Annotated in this window: 14 protein-coding genes, 2 tRNA genes and 1 riboswitch; of the genes, 6 read left to right on the top strand and 10 right to left on the bottom strand. The window is 65.2% G+C overall.

Annotated features, from left to right (window positions below):
* The first annotated feature begins 50 nt into the window (after positions 1 to 50).
* Both IE100_RS12245 and IE100_RS12240 read left to right on the top strand, forming a co-directional pair.
* The gene (locus IE100_RS12245) at positions 51 to 2675 is read left to right on the top strand and encodes a THUMP domain-containing protein (RefSeq protein WP_189374571.1); all 2625 of its coding nucleotides are present in this window, start codon (positions 51 to 53) and stop codon (positions 2673 to 2675) included.
* 104 nt (positions 2676 to 2779) lie between these two features.
* Positions 2780 to 3379, top strand: coding sequence for a MarC family protein (locus tag IE100_RS12240; protein ID WP_189374569.1), 600 nt, complete (start codon positions 2780 to 2782; stop codon positions 3377 to 3379).
* Between the two features lie 109 nt (positions 3380 to 3488).
* Here the strand turns inward: IE100_RS12240 and IE100_RS12235 are convergent.
* From IE100_RS12235 to hppD, 5 genes are all read right to left on the bottom strand, one after another.
* Positions 3489 to 3564, bottom strand: a tRNA-Phe gene (locus IE100_RS12235).
* 23 nt (positions 3565 to 3587) lie between these two features.
* A tRNA-Phe gene (locus tag IE100_RS12230) sits at positions 3588 to 3663 on the bottom strand.
* Positions 3664 to 3774: 111 nt separating this feature from the next.
* Positions 3775 to 4428, bottom strand: a complete 654-nt coding sequence (gene maiA / locus IE100_RS12225; RefSeq protein WP_189374567.1) for a maleylacetoacetate isomerase — start codon at positions 4426 to 4428, stop codon at positions 3775 to 3777.
* Entirely contained in the window at positions 4421 to 5404 is a 984-nt protein-coding gene (locus tag IE100_RS12220) for a fumarylacetoacetate hydrolase family protein (RefSeq protein WP_189374565.1), read from the bottom strand. The genes maiA and IE100_RS12220 overlap by 8 nt, the downstream gene beginning before the upstream one ends.
* A 101-nt stretch (positions 5405 to 5505) precedes the next feature.
* Positions 5506 to 6582, bottom strand: a complete 1077-nt coding sequence (gene hppD, locus IE100_RS12215) for a 4-hydroxyphenylpyruvate dioxygenase (RefSeq protein ID WP_189374563.1) — start codon at positions 6580 to 6582, stop codon at positions 5506 to 5508.
* Between the two features lie 260 nt (positions 6583 to 6842).
* Between hppD and IE100_RS12210 the strand changes: the two genes are divergently transcribed.
* Both IE100_RS12210 and IE100_RS12205 read left to right on the top strand, forming a co-directional pair.
* A complete protein-coding gene (locus IE100_RS12210) occupies positions 6843 to 7325 on the top strand; it encodes an Lrp/AsnC family transcriptional regulator (RefSeq protein WP_047966942.1) in 483 nt (160 codons plus the stop codon).
* A gap of 93 nt (positions 7326 to 7418) precedes the next feature.
* Positions 7419 to 9230 (top strand): sensor domain-containing diguanylate cyclase, encoded by a 1812-nt coding sequence (locus IE100_RS12205; RefSeq protein WP_189374561.1) that lies wholly within the window; start codon positions 7419 to 7421, stop codon positions 9228 to 9230.
* Positions 9231 to 9293: 63 nt separating this feature from the next.
* Here IE100_RS12205 and metF read toward each other — a convergent pair whose 3' ends face one another.
* The 3 genes from metF to metK all read right to left on the bottom strand — a co-directional run bounded on the left by metF (position 9294) and on the right by metK (position 13145).
* Positions 9294 to 10130 carry a methylenetetrahydrofolate reductase [NAD(P)H] gene (gene metF / locus IE100_RS12200; RefSeq protein WP_189374560.1) on the bottom strand — a complete coding sequence of 279 codons (837 nt, stop codon included), beginning with the start codon at positions 10128 to 10130 and terminating at the stop codon, positions 9294 to 9296.
* Between the two features lie 149 nt (positions 10131 to 10279).
* The gene (gene ahcY, locus IE100_RS12195) at positions 10280 to 11680 is read right to left on the bottom strand and encodes an adenosylhomocysteinase (protein WP_189374558.1); all 1401 of its coding nucleotides are present in this window, start codon (positions 11678 to 11680) and stop codon (positions 10280 to 10282) included.
* A 105-nt stretch (positions 11681 to 11785) separates the two neighbouring features.
* Positions 11786 to 11849, bottom strand: a riboswitch (S-adenosyl-L-homocysteine riboswitch).
* A gap of 126 nt (positions 11850 to 11975) precedes the next feature.
* Positions 11976 to 13145, bottom strand: a complete 1170-nt coding sequence (metK, locus tag IE100_RS12190) for a methionine adenosyltransferase (protein ID WP_189374556.1) — start codon at positions 13143 to 13145, stop codon at positions 11976 to 11978.
* 70 nt (positions 13146 to 13215) lie between these two features.
* Here metK and IE100_RS12185 point away from each other — a divergent pair, with 70 nt between their 5' ends.
* A complete protein-coding gene (locus IE100_RS12185) occupies positions 13216 to 14097 on the top strand; it encodes a lysophospholipid acyltransferase family protein (protein ID WP_189374720.1) in 882 nt (293 codons plus the stop codon).
* A gap of 15 nt (positions 14098 to 14112) precedes the next feature.
* Positions 14113 to 14979, top strand: a complete 867-nt coding sequence (locus IE100_RS12180; protein WP_189374555.1) for a lipid A biosynthesis lauroyl acyltransferase — start codon at positions 14113 to 14115, stop codon at positions 14977 to 14979.
* Positions 14980 to 15275: 296 nt separating this feature from the next.
* On the opposite strand, the gene IE100_RS12175 is transcribed toward IE100_RS12180, so the two are convergent.
* Together IE100_RS12175 and nuoN are read right to left on the bottom strand one after the other, a co-directional pair.
* Positions 15276 to 15572, bottom strand: a complete 297-nt coding sequence (locus tag IE100_RS12175; RefSeq protein ID WP_189374553.1) for a DUF2818 family protein — start codon at positions 15570 to 15572, stop codon at positions 15276 to 15278.
* A gap of 9 nt (positions 15573 to 15581) precedes the next feature.
* On the bottom strand, positions 15582 to 17036 hold the full coding sequence (gene nuoN, locus IE100_RS12170; RefSeq protein WP_189374551.1) for an NADH-quinone oxidoreductase subunit NuoN: 1455 nt from the start codon (positions 17034 to 17036) through the stop codon (positions 15582 to 15584).
* Positions 17037 to 17055: the final 19 nt, after the last annotated feature.

Here is a 17055-nt window from a genome sequence, read left to right as displayed (position 1 = left end):
CCGGTGAAATCGGCTAGAATAGAGGATTGTTTTGAAAGGATTACCCTCAGATGTCGACCTTCCGTTCCCGCCAGCGCGCCGCGCAACGCCGTCAGCCCACTCCGACCGCCGAGCGCGCCACGCCACCAGCCGGGAACAATGCCCCGCCCGGCCCGCGTGGCGACAAACCATTCCAGCAACAACCACGCTCCGGCGATGCACGGCAGGAAGGTCGCTTCGGCGCGCCCCGTGACCGGGACCCGCGCTTCGGCAGCGACAAACCGCGTTTCGCTGGCGATCAGCCGCGCGAAGGCGGTTTCAACAAGCCACGCTTCGACGACAAACCGCGTTTCGGCGGCGACAAGCCACGCGAGGGCGGTTTCAACAAGCCGCGCTTTGACGACAAACCGCGCTTCGGCGGCGACAAGCCACGCGAGGGCAGCTTCCAGCGCGACCGCGAGCAGGCGCCGCGCGAAGGCGGTTTCAACAAGCCGCGCTTCGACGACAAACCGCGTTTCGGCGGCGACAAGCCACGCGAGGGCAGCTTCCAGCGCGACCGCGAGCAGGCGCCGCGCGACGGAGGCTTCAACAAGCCGCGCTTCGGCGGCGACAAGCCACGCGACGGCAATTTCCAGCGCGACCGCGAGCAGGCGCCGCGCGACGGCGGCTTCAGCAAGCCGCGCTTCGACGACAAACCGCGCTTCGGTGGCGACAAGCCACGCGAGGGCGGCTTCCAGCGTGATCGCGAGCAGGCACCGCGCGACGGCGGTTTCAACAAGCCACGCTTTGACGACAAACCGCGTTTCGGTGGCGACAAGCCGCGCGAGGGCGGTTTCCAGCGCGATAGCGCACCGCGCAGCCCGGCCGCCGAGGGCCAAGGCCCGAAAGTGCTGTTCGGCAACCGCAAGATCGAAGACAACACCCCGGCAGCACCAGCCAGCAGCGACAGCGCGGCCGCCAGCGGCGAGCGCAGCTACACCCGCGACCGCGTGGCCGGCATCCGCGGCAAGGCGCATCCGGACTTCCAGGCACCGGAGCGGCGCGAACCGGCCGAGCCGGCGCGTCCGAAGTCCTTCCTGAAAACGCCGCGCCGCGACGAGGGCGACAGCACACCGCGCGACTTTCCGGCCGCCGAACGACGCGAAGCCGCCGAACCGGCGCGTCCGAAGTCGTTCCTGAAAACGCCGCGCCGCGACGAGCCGCGCGACAGCGGCGAGCGTGCCCCACGCCGCGACGACCGTCCGTACGGCGAAACCCGCGACGGCGGCTTCCAGCGCAACCGTACCTTTGACGCCCGTGGCGAGCAAGGCGGCTTCCAGCGTGATCGCACCTTCGACCGCAGCAGCGCGCCGCGCGACGGCGAACGCAAGCCGTGGCCGCGCGAGGACAAGCCGCGCTTCGAGCGCGACGAACAGGCGCCGCGCTCGCTGTTCGGCAAGGGTAATGCGCCGCATCGCAGCGAAGCCCCGCGCGGCAACGCACCGCAACGCGGCGATGCGGCCAACGTTGGCCGCACCCCGTACGCCAAGCCGCAAGCCCGCGTCCTGCAGCAAGGCCAGCTGGCGCTGTTCGCCAGCTGCCCGCGCGGCCTGGAAAAACTGCTGGCCGAGGAAATCCGCCAGCAGGGCGGCATCGACCTGCAACTGACAGACGGCGGCGTGCACTTCACCGGCAACCAGGAAGTGATGATGCGGGTCAACCTGCACTCGCGCACCGCCAGCCGCCTGCTGCAACAGCTGGCGCAAGGCAGCTTCCAGATCGAGCGCGACATCTACACCCTGGCCAAGAGCATCGACTGGCCGGCGCTGTTCGACGTCGGCAACACCATCAAGGTGAAGACCGACGGCCACGCCCGCCTGCGCAGCATCGACTACGTGTCGCTGATCGTGAAGGACGCGATCTGCGACCGCTTCCGCGCGCTGAACGACGAGCGCCCGAGCGTGGACACCCGCCGTCCGGACATCCGCATCCGCGTGTTCCTGTCCGGCTTCGACGTGCAGATCTATCTCGACACCAGCGGCGAGGCGCTGTTCAAGCGCGGCTGGCGCGACGAGACCGGCGAGGCGCCGCTGCGCGAAAACCTGGCCGCCGGCATCCTGCTCGGCGCCGGCTACAACGGCAGCCAGCCGCTGCTGGACCCGATGTGCGGCAGCGGCACCTTCCTGGTGGAAGCCGCCGACATCGCGCTCAACCGCGCACCGGGCCGGCTGCGCAGTTTTGCCTTCGAAAAGCTGAACACCCACAACGACCTGCTGTGGCACAGCATCCGCAACGACGCCGAGCTGGCGGTACGCCCGCTGGAGAAGCTGGCGATCTACGGCAACGACGCGTCGCTGGAAATGGTGGAGATTGCCCGCCACAACCTGACGCGCTGCGGCCTGGAGTCGCTGGTCACGCTCAGCCACGGCGACGCCACCGAGCTGCAGGCGCCCGCCGCCAGCGGCCTGCTGGTGTGCAACCCGCCGTACGGCGTCCGCCTCGACGAGCAGGATTCGCTGGCCGAGCTGTACCCGCGCCTGGCGACTTGGCTGAAGCGCAACTTTGCCGGCTGGACCGCGCACCTGATGACCGCCGACAGCCGCCTGCCGGCCCTGATGCGCCTGAATGCCGAAGCGCGCCCGCTGCTGTACAACGGTGCGCTGGAGTGCCGCGTCTATGTCTTCCCGCTGGTGGCCGGCTCCAACCGCAAGGAATAATGCGACAGCCCCGTTCAGCAACGGGGCATGGCAGTAACCTCTGAACAAGGGCGTGCGATAATCCATCGCACGCCCTTTTGCCATCCACTCCCACCGAGGCAGCCATGGACACATCCTTTCTCTCCGCCACCATCCTGCTGATCCTGATCACCGATCCGCTGGGCAACATCCCGCTGTTCATCTCGGCACTGAAGCAGGTGAAGCCGGAGCGCCGCCGCCGCGTGGTGTTTCGCGAGTGCTTCATCGCCTTCAGCGTACTCTTGACCTTCATGTTCTTCGGCAAGGGTTTCCTGGAGGTGATGCACCTCACCGACGAGAGCCTGCGCGTGGCCGGCGGCGTGATCCTGTTCCTGATCGCACTGAAGATGATCTTCCCCGGCGAAGGCGGCCACGCCGGCAACCAGCTGAGCGGCGAGCCGTTCATCGTGCCGATCGCGGTGCCGCTGATTGCCGGCCCGTCGGCGATGGCCACCGTGCTGCTGATGTCGACGCGCGAGCCGGAACGGATACTGGAGTGGGTCGGCGCGCTGACGCTGACCATGCTGGTGACGCTGCTGGTGTTCCTGTTCTCCGGCCGGCTGCAGAAACTGCTCGGCGAACAGGCGATTACCGCGCTGGAGCGGCTGATGGGACTGGTGCTGACCGCGATCTCGATCGAGATGCTGCTGGGGGGCGTCGCCGCCTACATCAAGAAGCTGGCCTGAAGCGGGCACAGCGGCGACGGCGCCCTTTGCGGCGCCGTTTTTCCGGCTCGGATACGCTGCCGGCAATGCAAAAAGCCGCAACCCGTTGAGGATTGCGGCTTTTCATGTCTGGTGGCCAATCTCGGAATCGAACCAAGGACACACGGATTTTCAATCCGTTGCTCTACCAACTGAGCTAATTGGCCAAACATCTGGCGCAGGGGAAAGGTGGTGGCCAATCTCGGAATCGAACCAAGGACACACGGATTTTCAATCCGTTGCTCTACCAACTGAGCTAATTGGCCCCTTTGCCGCAGCACTTGCGTGCTGCATCAGAGGCACGCATTAAAGCAGATCAGAATTTGCGCGTCAAGGCATTTCCGGAAAAAACCGCCGATAACGGCGGTTTTCGCAATTTACTGCGCGTCCGGCTGCCGCGACGGATGGGCGTCCGCAAACGCCGGCACCTGCTCGAGGTTGGCCGCAATGCCGGCCAGCAGCGGATAGCCGCCCATGTCGACGGCAAAGCGCTGCGCGTTGAACACCTGCGGCAGCAGGCAGGCGTCGGCCAGCGTCGGCGTGTCGCCGAAGCAGTACTGCCCGGCACTGCCGGCCAGCTGCCGCTCCAGCGCGGCAAAACCCGTCGCCACCCAGTGCCGGTACCAGCCATTGCGCGCATCTTCGCCCTGTCCCAGCTCGGCCTTCAGGTAATTCAGCACGCGCAGGTTGTTGAGCGGGTGGATGTCGCAGGCGATGGCCTGCGCCACCGCGCGCACCTGCGCCCGCGCCACCGCGCCGTCCGGCAGCAACCGCGCGCCGTCCGGGTAGGCTTCGTCCAGGTACTCGCAGATGGCCAGCGACTGCGTCAACAGCACACCGTTGTCCAGCAGCGCCGGCACCAGCCCCTGCGGATTGAGCGCCAGGTAATCGGCACTGCGCTGCTCGCCGCGCAGCAGGCTGACCGGCGCCTGGGCGTAGGCCAGCCCTTTCAGGTTCAGCGCGATGCGCACGCGGTAGGCGGCCGAGGAACGGAAGTAGCCGTACAGCGTGCGGCCGGCCGCGTCAGTCATGCTTGACCACCGTCTGCGCGATGGCGCCGAAAATGCTGTGGCCGGCGGCATCCTTCATCTCGATGCGCACCGTGTCGCCCACCTTCATGAACGGGGTGATCGCGGCGCCGCTGTCGATGATCTCGATCATGCGCTGTTCGGCCAGGCAGCAGCTGCCCGTGCTGCGGTCGTGGTTGGACACGGTGCCGGAGCCGACGATGGAGCCGGCGACCAGTTCGCGGGTCTTGGCCACGTGCGCCACCAGCTGCGGAAAGCTGAACTGCATCTCGACGCCGGCGTTCGGCTTGCCGTAGAAGGCATTGTTGTAGTCAACCAGCAGCGGCAGGTGCACCTTGCCGTCCTGCCACGCGTCGCCCAGTTCGTCCGGGGTCACCGCCACCGGCGAGAACGCGGTCGCCGGCTTGCTCTGGAAGAAGCCGAAGCCCTTGGCCAGTTCGTTCGGGATCAGGTTGCGCAGGGTGACGTCGTTGACCAGCATCAGCAGGCGGATGTGGCCGGCGCACGCGGCGGCATCGGCGCCCAGCGGCACGTCGCCGGTGACCACCGCCACCTCGCCCTCGAAGTCCAGCCCCCACGCCTCGTCGCGCAACGGGATCGGCGCCTGCGGCGGCAGGAAGGCGTCGGAGCCGCCCTGGTACATCAGCGGGTCGTGGTAGAAGCTCTCCGGCACCTCGGCGCCGCGCGCGCGGCGCACCAGCTCGACGTGGTTGAGGTAGGCGGAGCCGTCCGCCCACTGGTAGGCGCGCGGCAGCGGGCTATGGCAACGTGTGGCGTCGAAGGCGACGGCGCCGTCGGCCTCGCCCTGGTTCAGCGCGATGTAGACCTGCTGCAGCTGCGGCTCGGCCTGCGCCCAGTTGTCCAGCGCCTGCTGCAGGGTGGCGGCGATCTGCGGTACGGCGACGGCGCGGGAGAGGTCGCGGCTGACGACCATCAGCTGGCCGTCGCGGGTGTTGTTCTGGTAGGTGGCGAGTTTCATGTGGGTGGTCTCGTCTGGAACGGTGTCGATACACGTTGGCCGCAGCAATCTGCTGCGGCCAACCTTGTGCTGCTATGCGTTCACGCGGTGATGCGGCGGGCTCAGTCGGCCTTCAGCACGCCGCGGCGGATCTGGTCTTCCTCGATCGATTCGAACAGTGCGCGGAAGTTGCCTTCGCCGAAGCCCTCGTTGCCCTTGCGCTGGATGATCTCGAAGAAGATCGGCCCGATCACGGTCTCGGTGAAGATCTGCAGCAGGATGCCTTCCACCGGCGCGCCGTCGATCAGGATGCTGTTCTTCTGCAGCCGCGCCAGGTCCTCGCCGTGGTTCGGCACGCGCTGGTCGACCTTGGCGTAGTAGGTGTCCGGGGTGTCGAGGAAGCGGGTGCCGCGCGCCTTCAGCGTTTCCACCGTAGTGTAGATGTCATCGGTGGTCAGCGCGATGTGCTGGATGCCCTCGCCGTTGTACTGCTTCAGGAATTCCTCGATCTGGCTCTTGTCGTCCGACGATTCGTTGATCGGGATGCGGATCTTGCCGCAGGGGCTGGTCATCGCCTTGGACACCAGGCCGGTGAGCTTGCCTTCGATGTCGAAGTAGCGGATTTCGCGGAAGTTGGCGATGTTCTCGTAGAACGAGCCCCACTTCTCCATGTTGCCGCGGATCACGTTGTGGGTCAGGTGATCGATCACCTTCAGGCCGACGCCGGCCGGGTGCTGGTCGACGCCTTCCAGCGGCACGAAGTCGATCTCGTAGATGTCCTTGTCGTGGCCGTAGCGGTCGACGAAGTACAGGGCCGAGCCGCCGATGCCTTCCACCGCCGGGATGTTCAGCTCCATGGCGCCGACCGGGCGCACGTAGGGCTTGGCGCCGTGCGCCAGCGCGTAGTCGTAAGCCTTGGCGGCATCCTTGACGCGCCAGGCCATGGCGCAGGCGGACGGACCGTGCACGGTGGCGAACTCGGAGGCCGGCTGGGTGCGCTCGGCGTTGAGGATGAAGTTGATGTCGCCCTGGCGGAACAGGCTGACGTTCTTGCTGCGATGGCGCGCGATCTCGATGAAGCCGAGCGACAGGAACAGCGCTTTCAGCTTTTCGACGCCTTCGGCGTTGGGGGCGGTGTACTCGACAAACTCGAAACCATCGGTTGCCAGCGGATTCATCAGTTGATGTTCCATTTTCATTCATCTCTCCTCTTGCGCGTCGTGGTCGACGCTGTCTCTGTGGTGCCGTATTCGGGGCGCCCGGCTTGCCGTTGCGTGCCGGACGCAGTCGCGGCCGCATGATGTAGACAATATCCGGCGATCTGGTGTCACCGTGTAAAATGTCTGGCTCAGGCGCTTTATTCTAAGTAAACTCAACCGCAATTTTCTTGCGATATAGTGCCGAGAAAACAAAAAACTTAAAACAATATTCCAGAGCAAACCCATTATCAGGAGATAACATGCCTACGGCACCCCTGGACAAGACAGATATAAAAATGTTGGCCGCATTGCAGGCCAATGGCAGGCTGACCAACGTGGAACTGGCGGAAAAGGTGGCCCTGTCGCCGTCGCCCTGCCTGCGCCGCCTGAAGCAGCTGGAAGACTCCGGCGTCATCCGCCAGTACGTGGCGCTGCTGGACCCGGCCAAGATCGGCCTCGGCCTGCAGGCCTTCGTGCGCGTCACGCTGGAAAAGCGCGGCAACGCCCATCTGCAGGGCTTCATGGACGCGGTGCAGCGCTGGCCGGAAGTGGTCAACTGCTACGCGATGACCGGCGAGATGGACTACCTGCTGCAGGTGTACTTCGAGGATCTGGAGCACTTCTCGCGCTTCGTGATGGATGACCTGCTGCAGCAGCCGGGGGTGGAGGACGTGAAGTCCAGCTTCGTGCTGAAGGAATTCAAGCAGACCACCTCGCTGCCGATCTCGCACCTCAATCCGTAAGCCCCCTGCCCCCGCCCCGTGCGGGGGCATTTCCTGCCGCAGCCCCATTCCGCTATCATCCAGAACACCTTGCTCAGCAAAACGGGATCCGCAGTGGCCGCTACCAATTCCTTATCCAGCCGCCTGCAATGGCGCGGCGTGCTATGCCTGCTGTTGCTGGGCGCGCTCGGCGGCGGCACCCACTACCTGCTCGGCCTGCGCGATATCGAGCAGCGGCTGGCGCAGCTGCACACGTTGGTGGAGCAGCGCTTCGTCGGCGTGCTGGCGCAAAGCGTGTGGGACCTCGACCAGCACAACACCCAGCAGCTGCTGGAAAGCATCAACCAGCTCGACGGCGTCAACCGCGTCGAGCTGATCACCAACCTCGGCCAGCGCCAGAGCAGCCAGCTGCACCCGACGGCGCACAGCGAGTGGATACGCGATTTCCCGGTACAGTCCGAACGCTCCGGCAACCAGCCGCTGGCCAGCCTGCGCCTGCACCTCGGCCAGCAGGAGCTGCTGCAGCAACTGCGCCTTGGCAGCCTGCTGTTCGCCGGCAGCCTGATGGCCGCCATGCTGCTGATGCTGCTGCTGTGCCGCCACTTCATGCAGCGCCAGCTGCTGCGCCCGCTGGAGCAGCTGCTCGGCCAGCTGCAAAAGGAACAAGCGCTGCCGCTGGCCGACGGCGGGCGCGAGCTGGGCCAGCTTGGCAAACAGCTGCAGCGCTATCGCCAGAACTGGCAGGAGCAGCTGCAGCAACAACAGCTGCGCGGCAACGAGCTGCAAAAGCAGCGCGAACAGCTCAGCGAACTGGCCAGCCAGCGCACCACCGAACTCGACCAGCTGACCCGCTCGCAGCAACTGCTGGCCCGGCTGTCGCACAGCTTCCTGCGCCTGCCGCCGGCCGAGCAGCACGACGCCGTCACCGACGCGCTGGCGCGCATCGGCCACCTGCTGGGCGTCGACCGCTGCTACCTGCTGCTGCTGGACGAACGGCAGGCGCTGCAGCAACACATCAGCTGGCAACACGCCCAGTTGCCGCCGGACAGCGGCTTTTACCTGCACACGCCGCTGCAGCACTCGCCGTGGCTGCTGCCGCAATTGCGGCAACAGGCGCAACTCACCATCAGCCGGCTGGAAGAGATTCCGCCGGACGGCCACGGCGAGCGCCTGCTGCTGGCCGAGCACGGCATCCACAGCCTGGTGCTGATCGCGCTCGATCACGCGGCGCCGCTGCACGGCATCTTCGGCTGCGAGGTGGTCAATCGCCAGCACGACTGGCTGGACAAGGAGCTGACCCTGCTGCGGCTGTTCGCCGAACAGCTGGCCGGGCTGCTGCTGCGTCACCAGCTACTGCAACAGCAGGAGACGCTGACCCAGCAGCTGGCCGCGGCCAACGCCAGGCTGCAGGCACAGAGCCACTGCGACGGCCTGACCGGGCTGGCCAGCGTCAGCCGCCTGCAGCAGGACAAGCAGCCGCTGTTCGAGCAGGCCTTCCTGCGCCAGCAGGCGCTGTCGGCGCTGATGCTGGACATCGACCAGTTCGCCGCCTATAACAGCCACGCCGGCCATCTGGCCGGTGACGACTGCCTGCAGCGCATCGCCCGGCTGCTGCAGGCACAGCTGGCGGCCCACCCCGGCCTCGCGGTGCGCATCAAGAGCGCCACCCTGCTGCTGCTGCTGCCGCAGCACGACCAGGCGCAAGCCGCCGCCGTGGCCGAACAGCTGCGCCTGGCGGTGGCCGCGCTGCAGCTGCCGCACCCGGCGTCGCGGGTGTCCAGCTTTATCAGCGTCAGCGTCGGCTGCGCCACGCTGGACCTGCGCCGCCACGACGACATCGACGACCTGATCGCCGAGGCGGCCCACGCCTTGCGCCAGGCCAAGGAGCAGGGCCGCAACCGCTGCGTCAGCGCCGTGGCGACATGAAAAAACCGCAGCGCAGGCTGCGGTTTTTTCATGGTGGCGCCGCGCCGTATCCGGCGGCCGCGCTCACAGGCCCAGGCGCTGCCAGATGGTCGACACCGTGCCGGCCTGGTTCAGGGTATAGAAGTGCAAGCCCGGTGCGCCGTTCGCCAGCAGGCGGTCGCACAGCTCGGTCACCACGTCCAGCCCCAGCGCGCGGATCGACGCGCTGTCGTCCATATAGGCCTGCATGCGCAGGCGCAGCCAGCGCGGCACTTCCGCGCCGCACATGTCGGAGAAGCGGCACAGCTGGCCGAAGTTGGCGATCGGCATGATGCCGGGCACGATGGGCACATCCACGCCGCGCGCCTGCACCTCGTCGACGAAGCGGAAATAGCTGTCGGCGTTGAAGAAGTACTGCGTCATCGCCGAGTTGGCGCCGGCCTTCACCTTGCGCACGAAATTGTTGATGTCGTCCTCGGCGGACTTGGCCTGCGGGTGGAATTCCGGATAGGCCGCCACCTCGATGTGGAAGTGGTCGCCGTGCTCCTCGCGGATGAAGGCCACCAGCTCGTTGGCGTAGCGGAACTCGCCGGCCTCGACCATGCCGGACGGCATGTCGCCGCGCAGCGCGACGATGTGGCGGATGCCGTGGTTGCGGTACTCGTTCAGAATCGAGCGGATGTTGTCGCGGGTGGAACCGATGCAGGACAGGTGCGGCGCCGCGGCGTAGCCCTCGTTGCGGATCTCCAGCACCGTGGACAGCGTGCCGTCGCGGGTGGTGCCGCCGGCACCGAAGGTCACGGAGAAGAACTCCGGCTTGAACTGCGCCAGCTGCTGGCGGGTGGTCCGCAGTTTGGCCACGCCTTCCGGGGTGCGCGGCGGGAAGAATTCGAAGCTGAAGGTACGGTTACGTTCGGTCATGGCAAGCTCTTGCGGCAAGGTTGGTGATGGTTTCCCTGGCATCCCGTGTCGGTCTGGCGCCGCTGACGGGGCATGCGGCCAACGTTGGCCGCACAAAAAAACGGACAGGGCATTTTACGGCCCTGTCCGTTTTCACCGGACATCAAATATCAATAACGATAGTGTGCCGGCTTATATGGGCCGTCTTTCGGAACGCTGATGTAGCTGGCCTGCTCGTCGGACAGCTCGGTCAGGCGGGCGCCGATGCGCTCCAGGTGCAGGCGCGCCACCTTCTCGTCCAGATGCTTGGGCAGCACGTACACCTTGTTCTCGTACTTGTGCTCGTTGGCGAAGATCTCGATCTGCGCCAGCACCTGGTTGGTGAAGGAGTTGGACATCACGAAGCTCGGGTGGCCGGTGGCGCAACCCAGGTTCACCAGGCGGCCTTCGGCCAGCAGGATGATGCGCTTGCCGTCCGGGAAGATGATGTGGTCCACCTGCGGCTTGATGTTTTCCCACTGGTACTGGCGCAGCGAGGCGACTTCGATTTCGCTGTCGAAGTGGCCGATATTGCACACGATGGCGTTGTTGCGCATCTTCTTCATGTGCTCGTGATTGATCACGCCGACGTTGCCGGTGGTGGTCACGAAGATGTCGGCCTGATCGCAGATCTCGTCCATGCGTACCACGCGGTAGCCTTCCATCGCCGCCTGCAGCGCGCAGATCGGGTCGATTTCGGTCACCCACACGGTGGCGCCCAGACCGCGCAGCGATTGCGCGCAGCCCTTGCCCACGTCACCGTAGCCCAGCACCACGGCAACCTTACCGGCGATCATCACGTCGGTGGCGCGCTTGATGCCGTCCACCAGCGATTCGCGGCAACCGTACAGGTTGTCGAACTTGGACTTGGTCACCGAGTCGTTGACGTTGAAGGCCGGGAACGGCAGCAGGCCGTCCTTTTCCAGCTGGTACAGGCGATGCACGCCGGTAGTGGTTTCCTCGGTCACGCCCTTGATGTGCTGCAGGCGCTTGGAGTACCACTGCGGGTCGATTGCCAGGTGACGCTTGATGGAGGCGAACAGCGCGGTTTCTTCCTCGTTGGTCGGGTGGCCGATCACGCCGAGGTCCTTCTCCGCCTTGCTGCCCAGCATCAGCAGCAGGGTGGCGTCGCCACCGTCGTCGAGGATCATGTTCGCCGGCTGGTCTTCCGGCCATTCGAAGATCTTGTGGCTGAATTCCCAGTACTCGTCCAGGCTCTCGCCCTTGAACGCGAATACCGGGATGTTGGCCGCAGCGATGGCGGCGGCGGCGTGGTCCTGGGTGGAGAAGATGTTGCACGACGCCCAGCGAACTTCGGCGCCCAGCGCGGTCAGGGTCTCGATCAGCACGGCGGTCTGCACCGTCATGTGCAGCGAGCCGGCGATGCGCGCGCCGCGCAGCGGCTGGCTGTGCTGGTATTCCTTGCGCGTGGCCATCAGGCCCGGCATTTCGGTCTCGGCAATATTGAGTTCCTTGCGGCCCCAATCTGCCAGATTGATGTCGGCAACGATGTAGTCGTTGAATGCAGCCATTCGTGTATTCCTTTGTCACGAAGGCCGGGAGGGATGGCTCACCCGCGCATCCCGTGCCCGGCACGGGTTATCCTGAAGCGGCCCGATCGGAGCCGTTCAATGAAAAGCAGGTGAGCGCCGTTTTGCGTTTCCGGGCCTGGGGCATGGCCTCGCAGCGCTCCCCGGAATCCCGACATTATGGCAGAACTTGCGCCACAAGGTTGGCCGCAACAACAGCAAAGCCGCCGCGGCCGGCGCCGGGCGGCAAAGAAAAAGGCCTCTTGCGAGGCCTTGGTGCACAACAAACCCGGGTAGCTTACAGGCCGGCAGCGGCGCGCAGCGCGGCGGCCTTGTCGGTGCGCTCCCAGCTGAACTCTGGCTCTTCGCGGCCGAAGTGGCCGTAGGCGGCGGTCTTGGTGTAGATCGGACGCAACAGGTCCAGCATCTGTACGATGCCCTTCGGGCGCAGGTCGAAGTGCTGCTTCACCAGCTCGACGATCTTCTCGTTCGGGATGGCGTTGGTGCCGAAGGTGTCCACCGAGATCGAGGTCGGCTCGGCCACGCCGATGGCGTAGGAAACCTGGATCTGGCACTGGCGCGCCAGACCGGCGGCGACCACGTTCTTGGCCACGTAGCGACCGGCGTAGGCGGCGGAACGGTCGACCTTGGTCGGGTCCTTGCCGGAGAAGGCACCACCGCCGTGCGGTGCGGCACCGCCGTAGGTGTCGACGATGATCTTGCGGCCGGTCAGGCCGCAGTCGCCCATCGGGCCGCCGATGACGAAACGGCCGGTCGGGTTGATCAGGAACTTGGTCTCGGCGGTAATCATTTCCGCCGGCAGCACCGGCTTGATGATGTCCTCGATCACCGCTTCGGTCAGCGTCTTGTGGTCGATTTCCGGCGCGTGCTGGGTAGACAGCACCACGGTGTCGATGCGCTTGGGCAGGCCGGTTTCGCTGTCGTACACGCAGGTGATCTGGCTCTTGGCGTCCGGACGCAGCCACGGCAGGCGGCCGTCCTTGCGCAGTTCCGCCTGACGCTGCACCAGACGGTGCGCGTAGTAGATCGGGAACGGCATCAGGGTCGGGGTTTCGTCGCAGGCGTAGCCGAACATCAGGCCCTGGTCGCCGGCACCCTGGTCCAGATCGAGGCCCTCGCCTTCGTTCACGCCCTGGGCGATGTCCGGCGACTGCTTGTCGTAGCACACCATCACCGCGCAACCGCGATGGTCGAAGCCCAGCTCGGTATTGTCGTAACCGATGCGCTTGATGGTTTCGCGCGCGATCTTGATGTAGTCGACGTTGGCGGTGGTGGTGATCTCGCCGGCCAGCACGACCAGGCCGGTGTTGACCAGGGTCTCGGCCGCTACGCGGGCGTATTTGTCTTCACGCAGGATGGCGTCCAGAATGGCGTCGGAAATCTGGTCCGCGACCTTGTCCGGATGGCCTTCAGATACCGATTCAGATGTAAAAAGATATTCGCTCATTGTGTCCGTTCCCGAATAATGGCCTTTGAGTTAATGATAAAATAGCGCGTTTACTTTCCAGCAGACCATGATGACCCGAATCGCACGACTCATCCTGCAGACCCTGGCCGCGTTGCCGCTACCGGCACTGCACCGGCTGGGCGCCCTGCTGGGGAAAATCCTCTATTACCTATCGCCGCGTTTTCGCGAACGCATACGCGAAAACCTCAAAACCAGTCAAATCGCTGGAAGTTATCAGCTTTACGAATCGCTCGTCAAACTCTGCGCAGCAGAAACCGGCAAGGGCGCGCTGGAACTGGCCATCGCCTGGTGCCGCGAGCCGGACTACATCACCTCGCTGGTGCGCGGCTGCGACGGCTGGGAGCATGTCGAGGCGGCGCTGACCGAAGGCAAGGGCCTGATCTTCGTCACCCCGCACCTGGGCAGCTACGACATTGCCGGGCGCTACATTTCGGCGCGGCTGCCGTTCCCGCTGACCGCGATGTACCGCCCGCCGAAGCTGGCGTGGCTGGAGCCGATCATGAACGAGGGCCGTGCCCGCGGCAAAGGCCGCACCGCGCCGGCCACCGGCGCCGGCGTGCGCCAGCTGATGAAGGCGCTGAAATCCGGCGAGGCCACCATCATCCTGCCGGACCAGGTGCCCGGTAGCGGCGAAGGCGCTTGGGCGCCGTTCTTCGGCAAGCCGGCGTTCACCATGACGTTGCTGGCGCGCCTCGCGCAGATGAACAATGTCGCCGTGCTGTGGTTCACCGGCGAGCGCCTGCCTGGCGGTGCCGGCTTCCACATCCACATCAGCCGCCAGCAGGGCGAGTTCAGCGGCGAGCGCGAGGCCGATGCCGCGGTGGTCAACGCCAATGTCGAGCGCCTGATCCAACGTTGGCCGCAGCAGTACCTGTGGAGCTACAACCGCTACAAGACGCCGTCCGGCGCGCCCTCTCCCGATCAAGCCTAACCACTGGAATACCGCATGAAATTCGCCCTGGCCCTGCTGTGGCTGATCCGCCTGTTGCCGTTGCCCGTCATCCATGCCCTGGCCTGGTGCCTGGGGCAGCTCGCCTACCTGCTCGCCCGCGAGCGCCGTCGCGTCGGCCTGATCAACCTGCGCCTGTGCTTTCCCGACATGGGGCCGACACAGCGCCGCCGGCTGATTCGCCGCCACTTTGTCGAGATGATGAAGCTGATGCTGGAGTACGGCATCGTGTGGTGGTCGTCCCCGCAGCGCCTGCGCCAGCTGGTGGAGGTGCGCGGGCTGGAACACATCACCCGGCTGCGCGAGGCGGGCGAAGACGTGGTGCTGTTCTACCCGCACTTCGTCGCCTTCGAGATCTGCGCGCTGCGCCTGAACCTGGAAGTGCCGCTGGTCAGCGTCTATTCGCACCAGAAGAACAAGACGCTGGATGCGCAGTTCTACAAAGGCCGCAACCGCTTCGACAATGCCTACATCGTGTCGCGGCAGGAGAGCCTGCGCAGCATCATCAAGGCGATGCGCAAGGAGCACACCCCGTTCCTGTACCTGCCGGACCAGGACTTCGGCCCGCGCGACGCCATCTTCGTGAAGTTCTTCGCCACCGACGCCGCCACCATCACCGGCCTGTCGCGCATTGCCAGCATCGCCAAGGCCAAGGTAGTGCCGGCCATCGCCCGCCGCGAAGGCTCGCGCTTCGTGCTCGACATCCATCCGCCGCTGGACCACTTCCCCAGCGACGACCTGGAAGCCGATACCCGCCGCATGAACGCCTTCCTGGAGCAGCGCATCCTGGAGGCGCCGGAACAGTACTTCTGGCTGCACAAGCGCTTCAAGACCCGGCCGCAGGGACAGGCGCGCTTCTACTGAGCCGTATCCGGCACAAGGGCAAGGGTGGCTGCGGCCAACCTTGCCCTTTTTCTTGCCTGCAACCGGCGTTGCCGCACGGGATGGTGGCCGTTAGGCACTGGCGGCCTGCGCCCTGGCACGGCCAGGCTTGGCCGCAGCGCATCTCGCCCCTCCCCGGCCGCTGCCCGGCCAGCCGAATGAGCGGACCTTATCGCGGCCCGTGGCGCAAGAGCCGATGACCCGGACTGCGTGCCTGCGGCAGACAAACAAAAACGCCACGATCAGATCGTGGCGTTTTTGTTGTGCTGCGCAGCGGCTCAGATACCGCGCTTCTTCCAGAAGTAGCGTCCGATGAAACCGGGGAACGCAAAGACCAGGAACAGCGCCAGGGTGGTGACATAGAACTGCCACTTCTGCACGTGTACCGGGGAATAGCGGCCTTCCAGCAGCCGCGCCAGCACGCCCAGCAACAGGTACAGCGCCACCAGTTCCAGCAACTGCCAACCGAAGTGCTTGTTGGCGACCCGCCAGATGCCGGCAACGCGCCGGGTCATGAATGGCAGGTTGGCCGCAACAAACGCGAGCAGTAACAGGACGATGACGCTGAGTTCCATGCTGATTCCTTACAGGACGACGAGGGATTGTTTCATCGCTTCGACGCACATCGCGATCAAACGTTCCGGCATCGCACCCAGTACCAGCAGCGCAACGGCATTGAGCGACAGCACCAGCTTCATGTCGCCCGGGATGGCGATCGGGCTGTTGTCCTGCACGTCGTCGAAGTACATCACCTTGACCGCACGCAGGTAGTAGAAGGCACCGATCAGCGACATCAGCACCGCCACCACCGCCAGCCACAGCAGGTTGACGTTGACGATGGCCTGGATCACCGCGAACTTGGCGTAGAAGCCAGCCAGCGGCGGAATGCCGGCCATCGAGAACAGCGCCAGCAGCATCAGCAGCGCGTACCAGCTGTTGCGGCCGTTGAGGCCTTTCAGGTCGTCCAGTGTCTCGCACTCGAAACCGGCACGCGACAGGCCCAGCAGGATGCCGAAACCGGCCAGCGAGGTCAGCACGTAAACGATCACGTAGAACAGTGCGGCGGAGTAGCCTTCGGCGTTACCGGCGATCAGGCCCAGCAGCAGGAAACCCATGTGCGAGATGGTCGAGTAGGCCAGCATGCGCTTGAGGTTGGTCTGCGCGATGGCGGTCAGGTTACCGATGGCCATCGACAGCACCGCCAGAATCACCAGCATGCCCTGCCAGTCGGCCATCATCTCGCCCAGACCCTGCACCAGGATGCGGATCACGAACACGAAGGCCGCCAGTTTCGGTGCGGCACCGATCATCAGCGTCATCGCAGTGGACGAGCCCTGGTAAACGTCAGGCACCCACATGTGGAACGGTACCGCGCCCAGCTTGAACGCGAGGCCGGCCACGATGAACACCAGGCCGAAGACCAGCAGCGTCTGGTTGGCGCTACCCGAGGCGATCGCCTGGGCGACCTTGGCCAGATCCAGCGAACCGGTGGCACCGTACACCATCGACACACCGTACAGCAGCAGGCCGGAAGCCAGCGCGCCGAGCACGAAGTACTTCATCGCGGCTTCGATGGCACGACCGGATTCACGCTGCAGCGCGATCAGCGAGTACAGCGACAGCGACAGCAGTTCCAGGCCCATGTACAGGCTGACGAAGTTACTGGCCGACACCATCAGGTTCATGCCCAGCAACGCGAACAGGGTCAGGGTGAAGTATTCGCCCTTGAACAGGCCACGGTCCTTGACGTACTGGCGGGTGTAAACCAGCACCAGCGCCGTCACGCCGTACATCGCCACCTTGACGATGTCCGACAGCGGATCATCGACAAACATGCCACTGAGGGTGATGGTGGCGAACGGTTCGAAAGTGGAAACCTGGATCACGGCACAAACCAGCAGTGTCAGCAGCGACAGTGCGTAGGTGATGCCGCGCTTGGCGTCCGAGATAAACAGGTCAAGAATGAGGATTACCGACAGTGCCCCAAGCAGGAACATCTCTGGCAAAGCCGGCATCAGATTGAGATCAGCCCAATTCATTTCGTATTCCTTGTGGCCT

It is taken from the genome of Vogesella alkaliphila (assembly GCF_014652475.1).
Lineage (GTDB): Bacteria > Pseudomonadota > Gammaproteobacteria > Burkholderiales > Chromobacteriaceae > Vogesella > Vogesella alkaliphila.
This window is presented reverse-complemented; position numbering and strand designations above follow the sequence as displayed.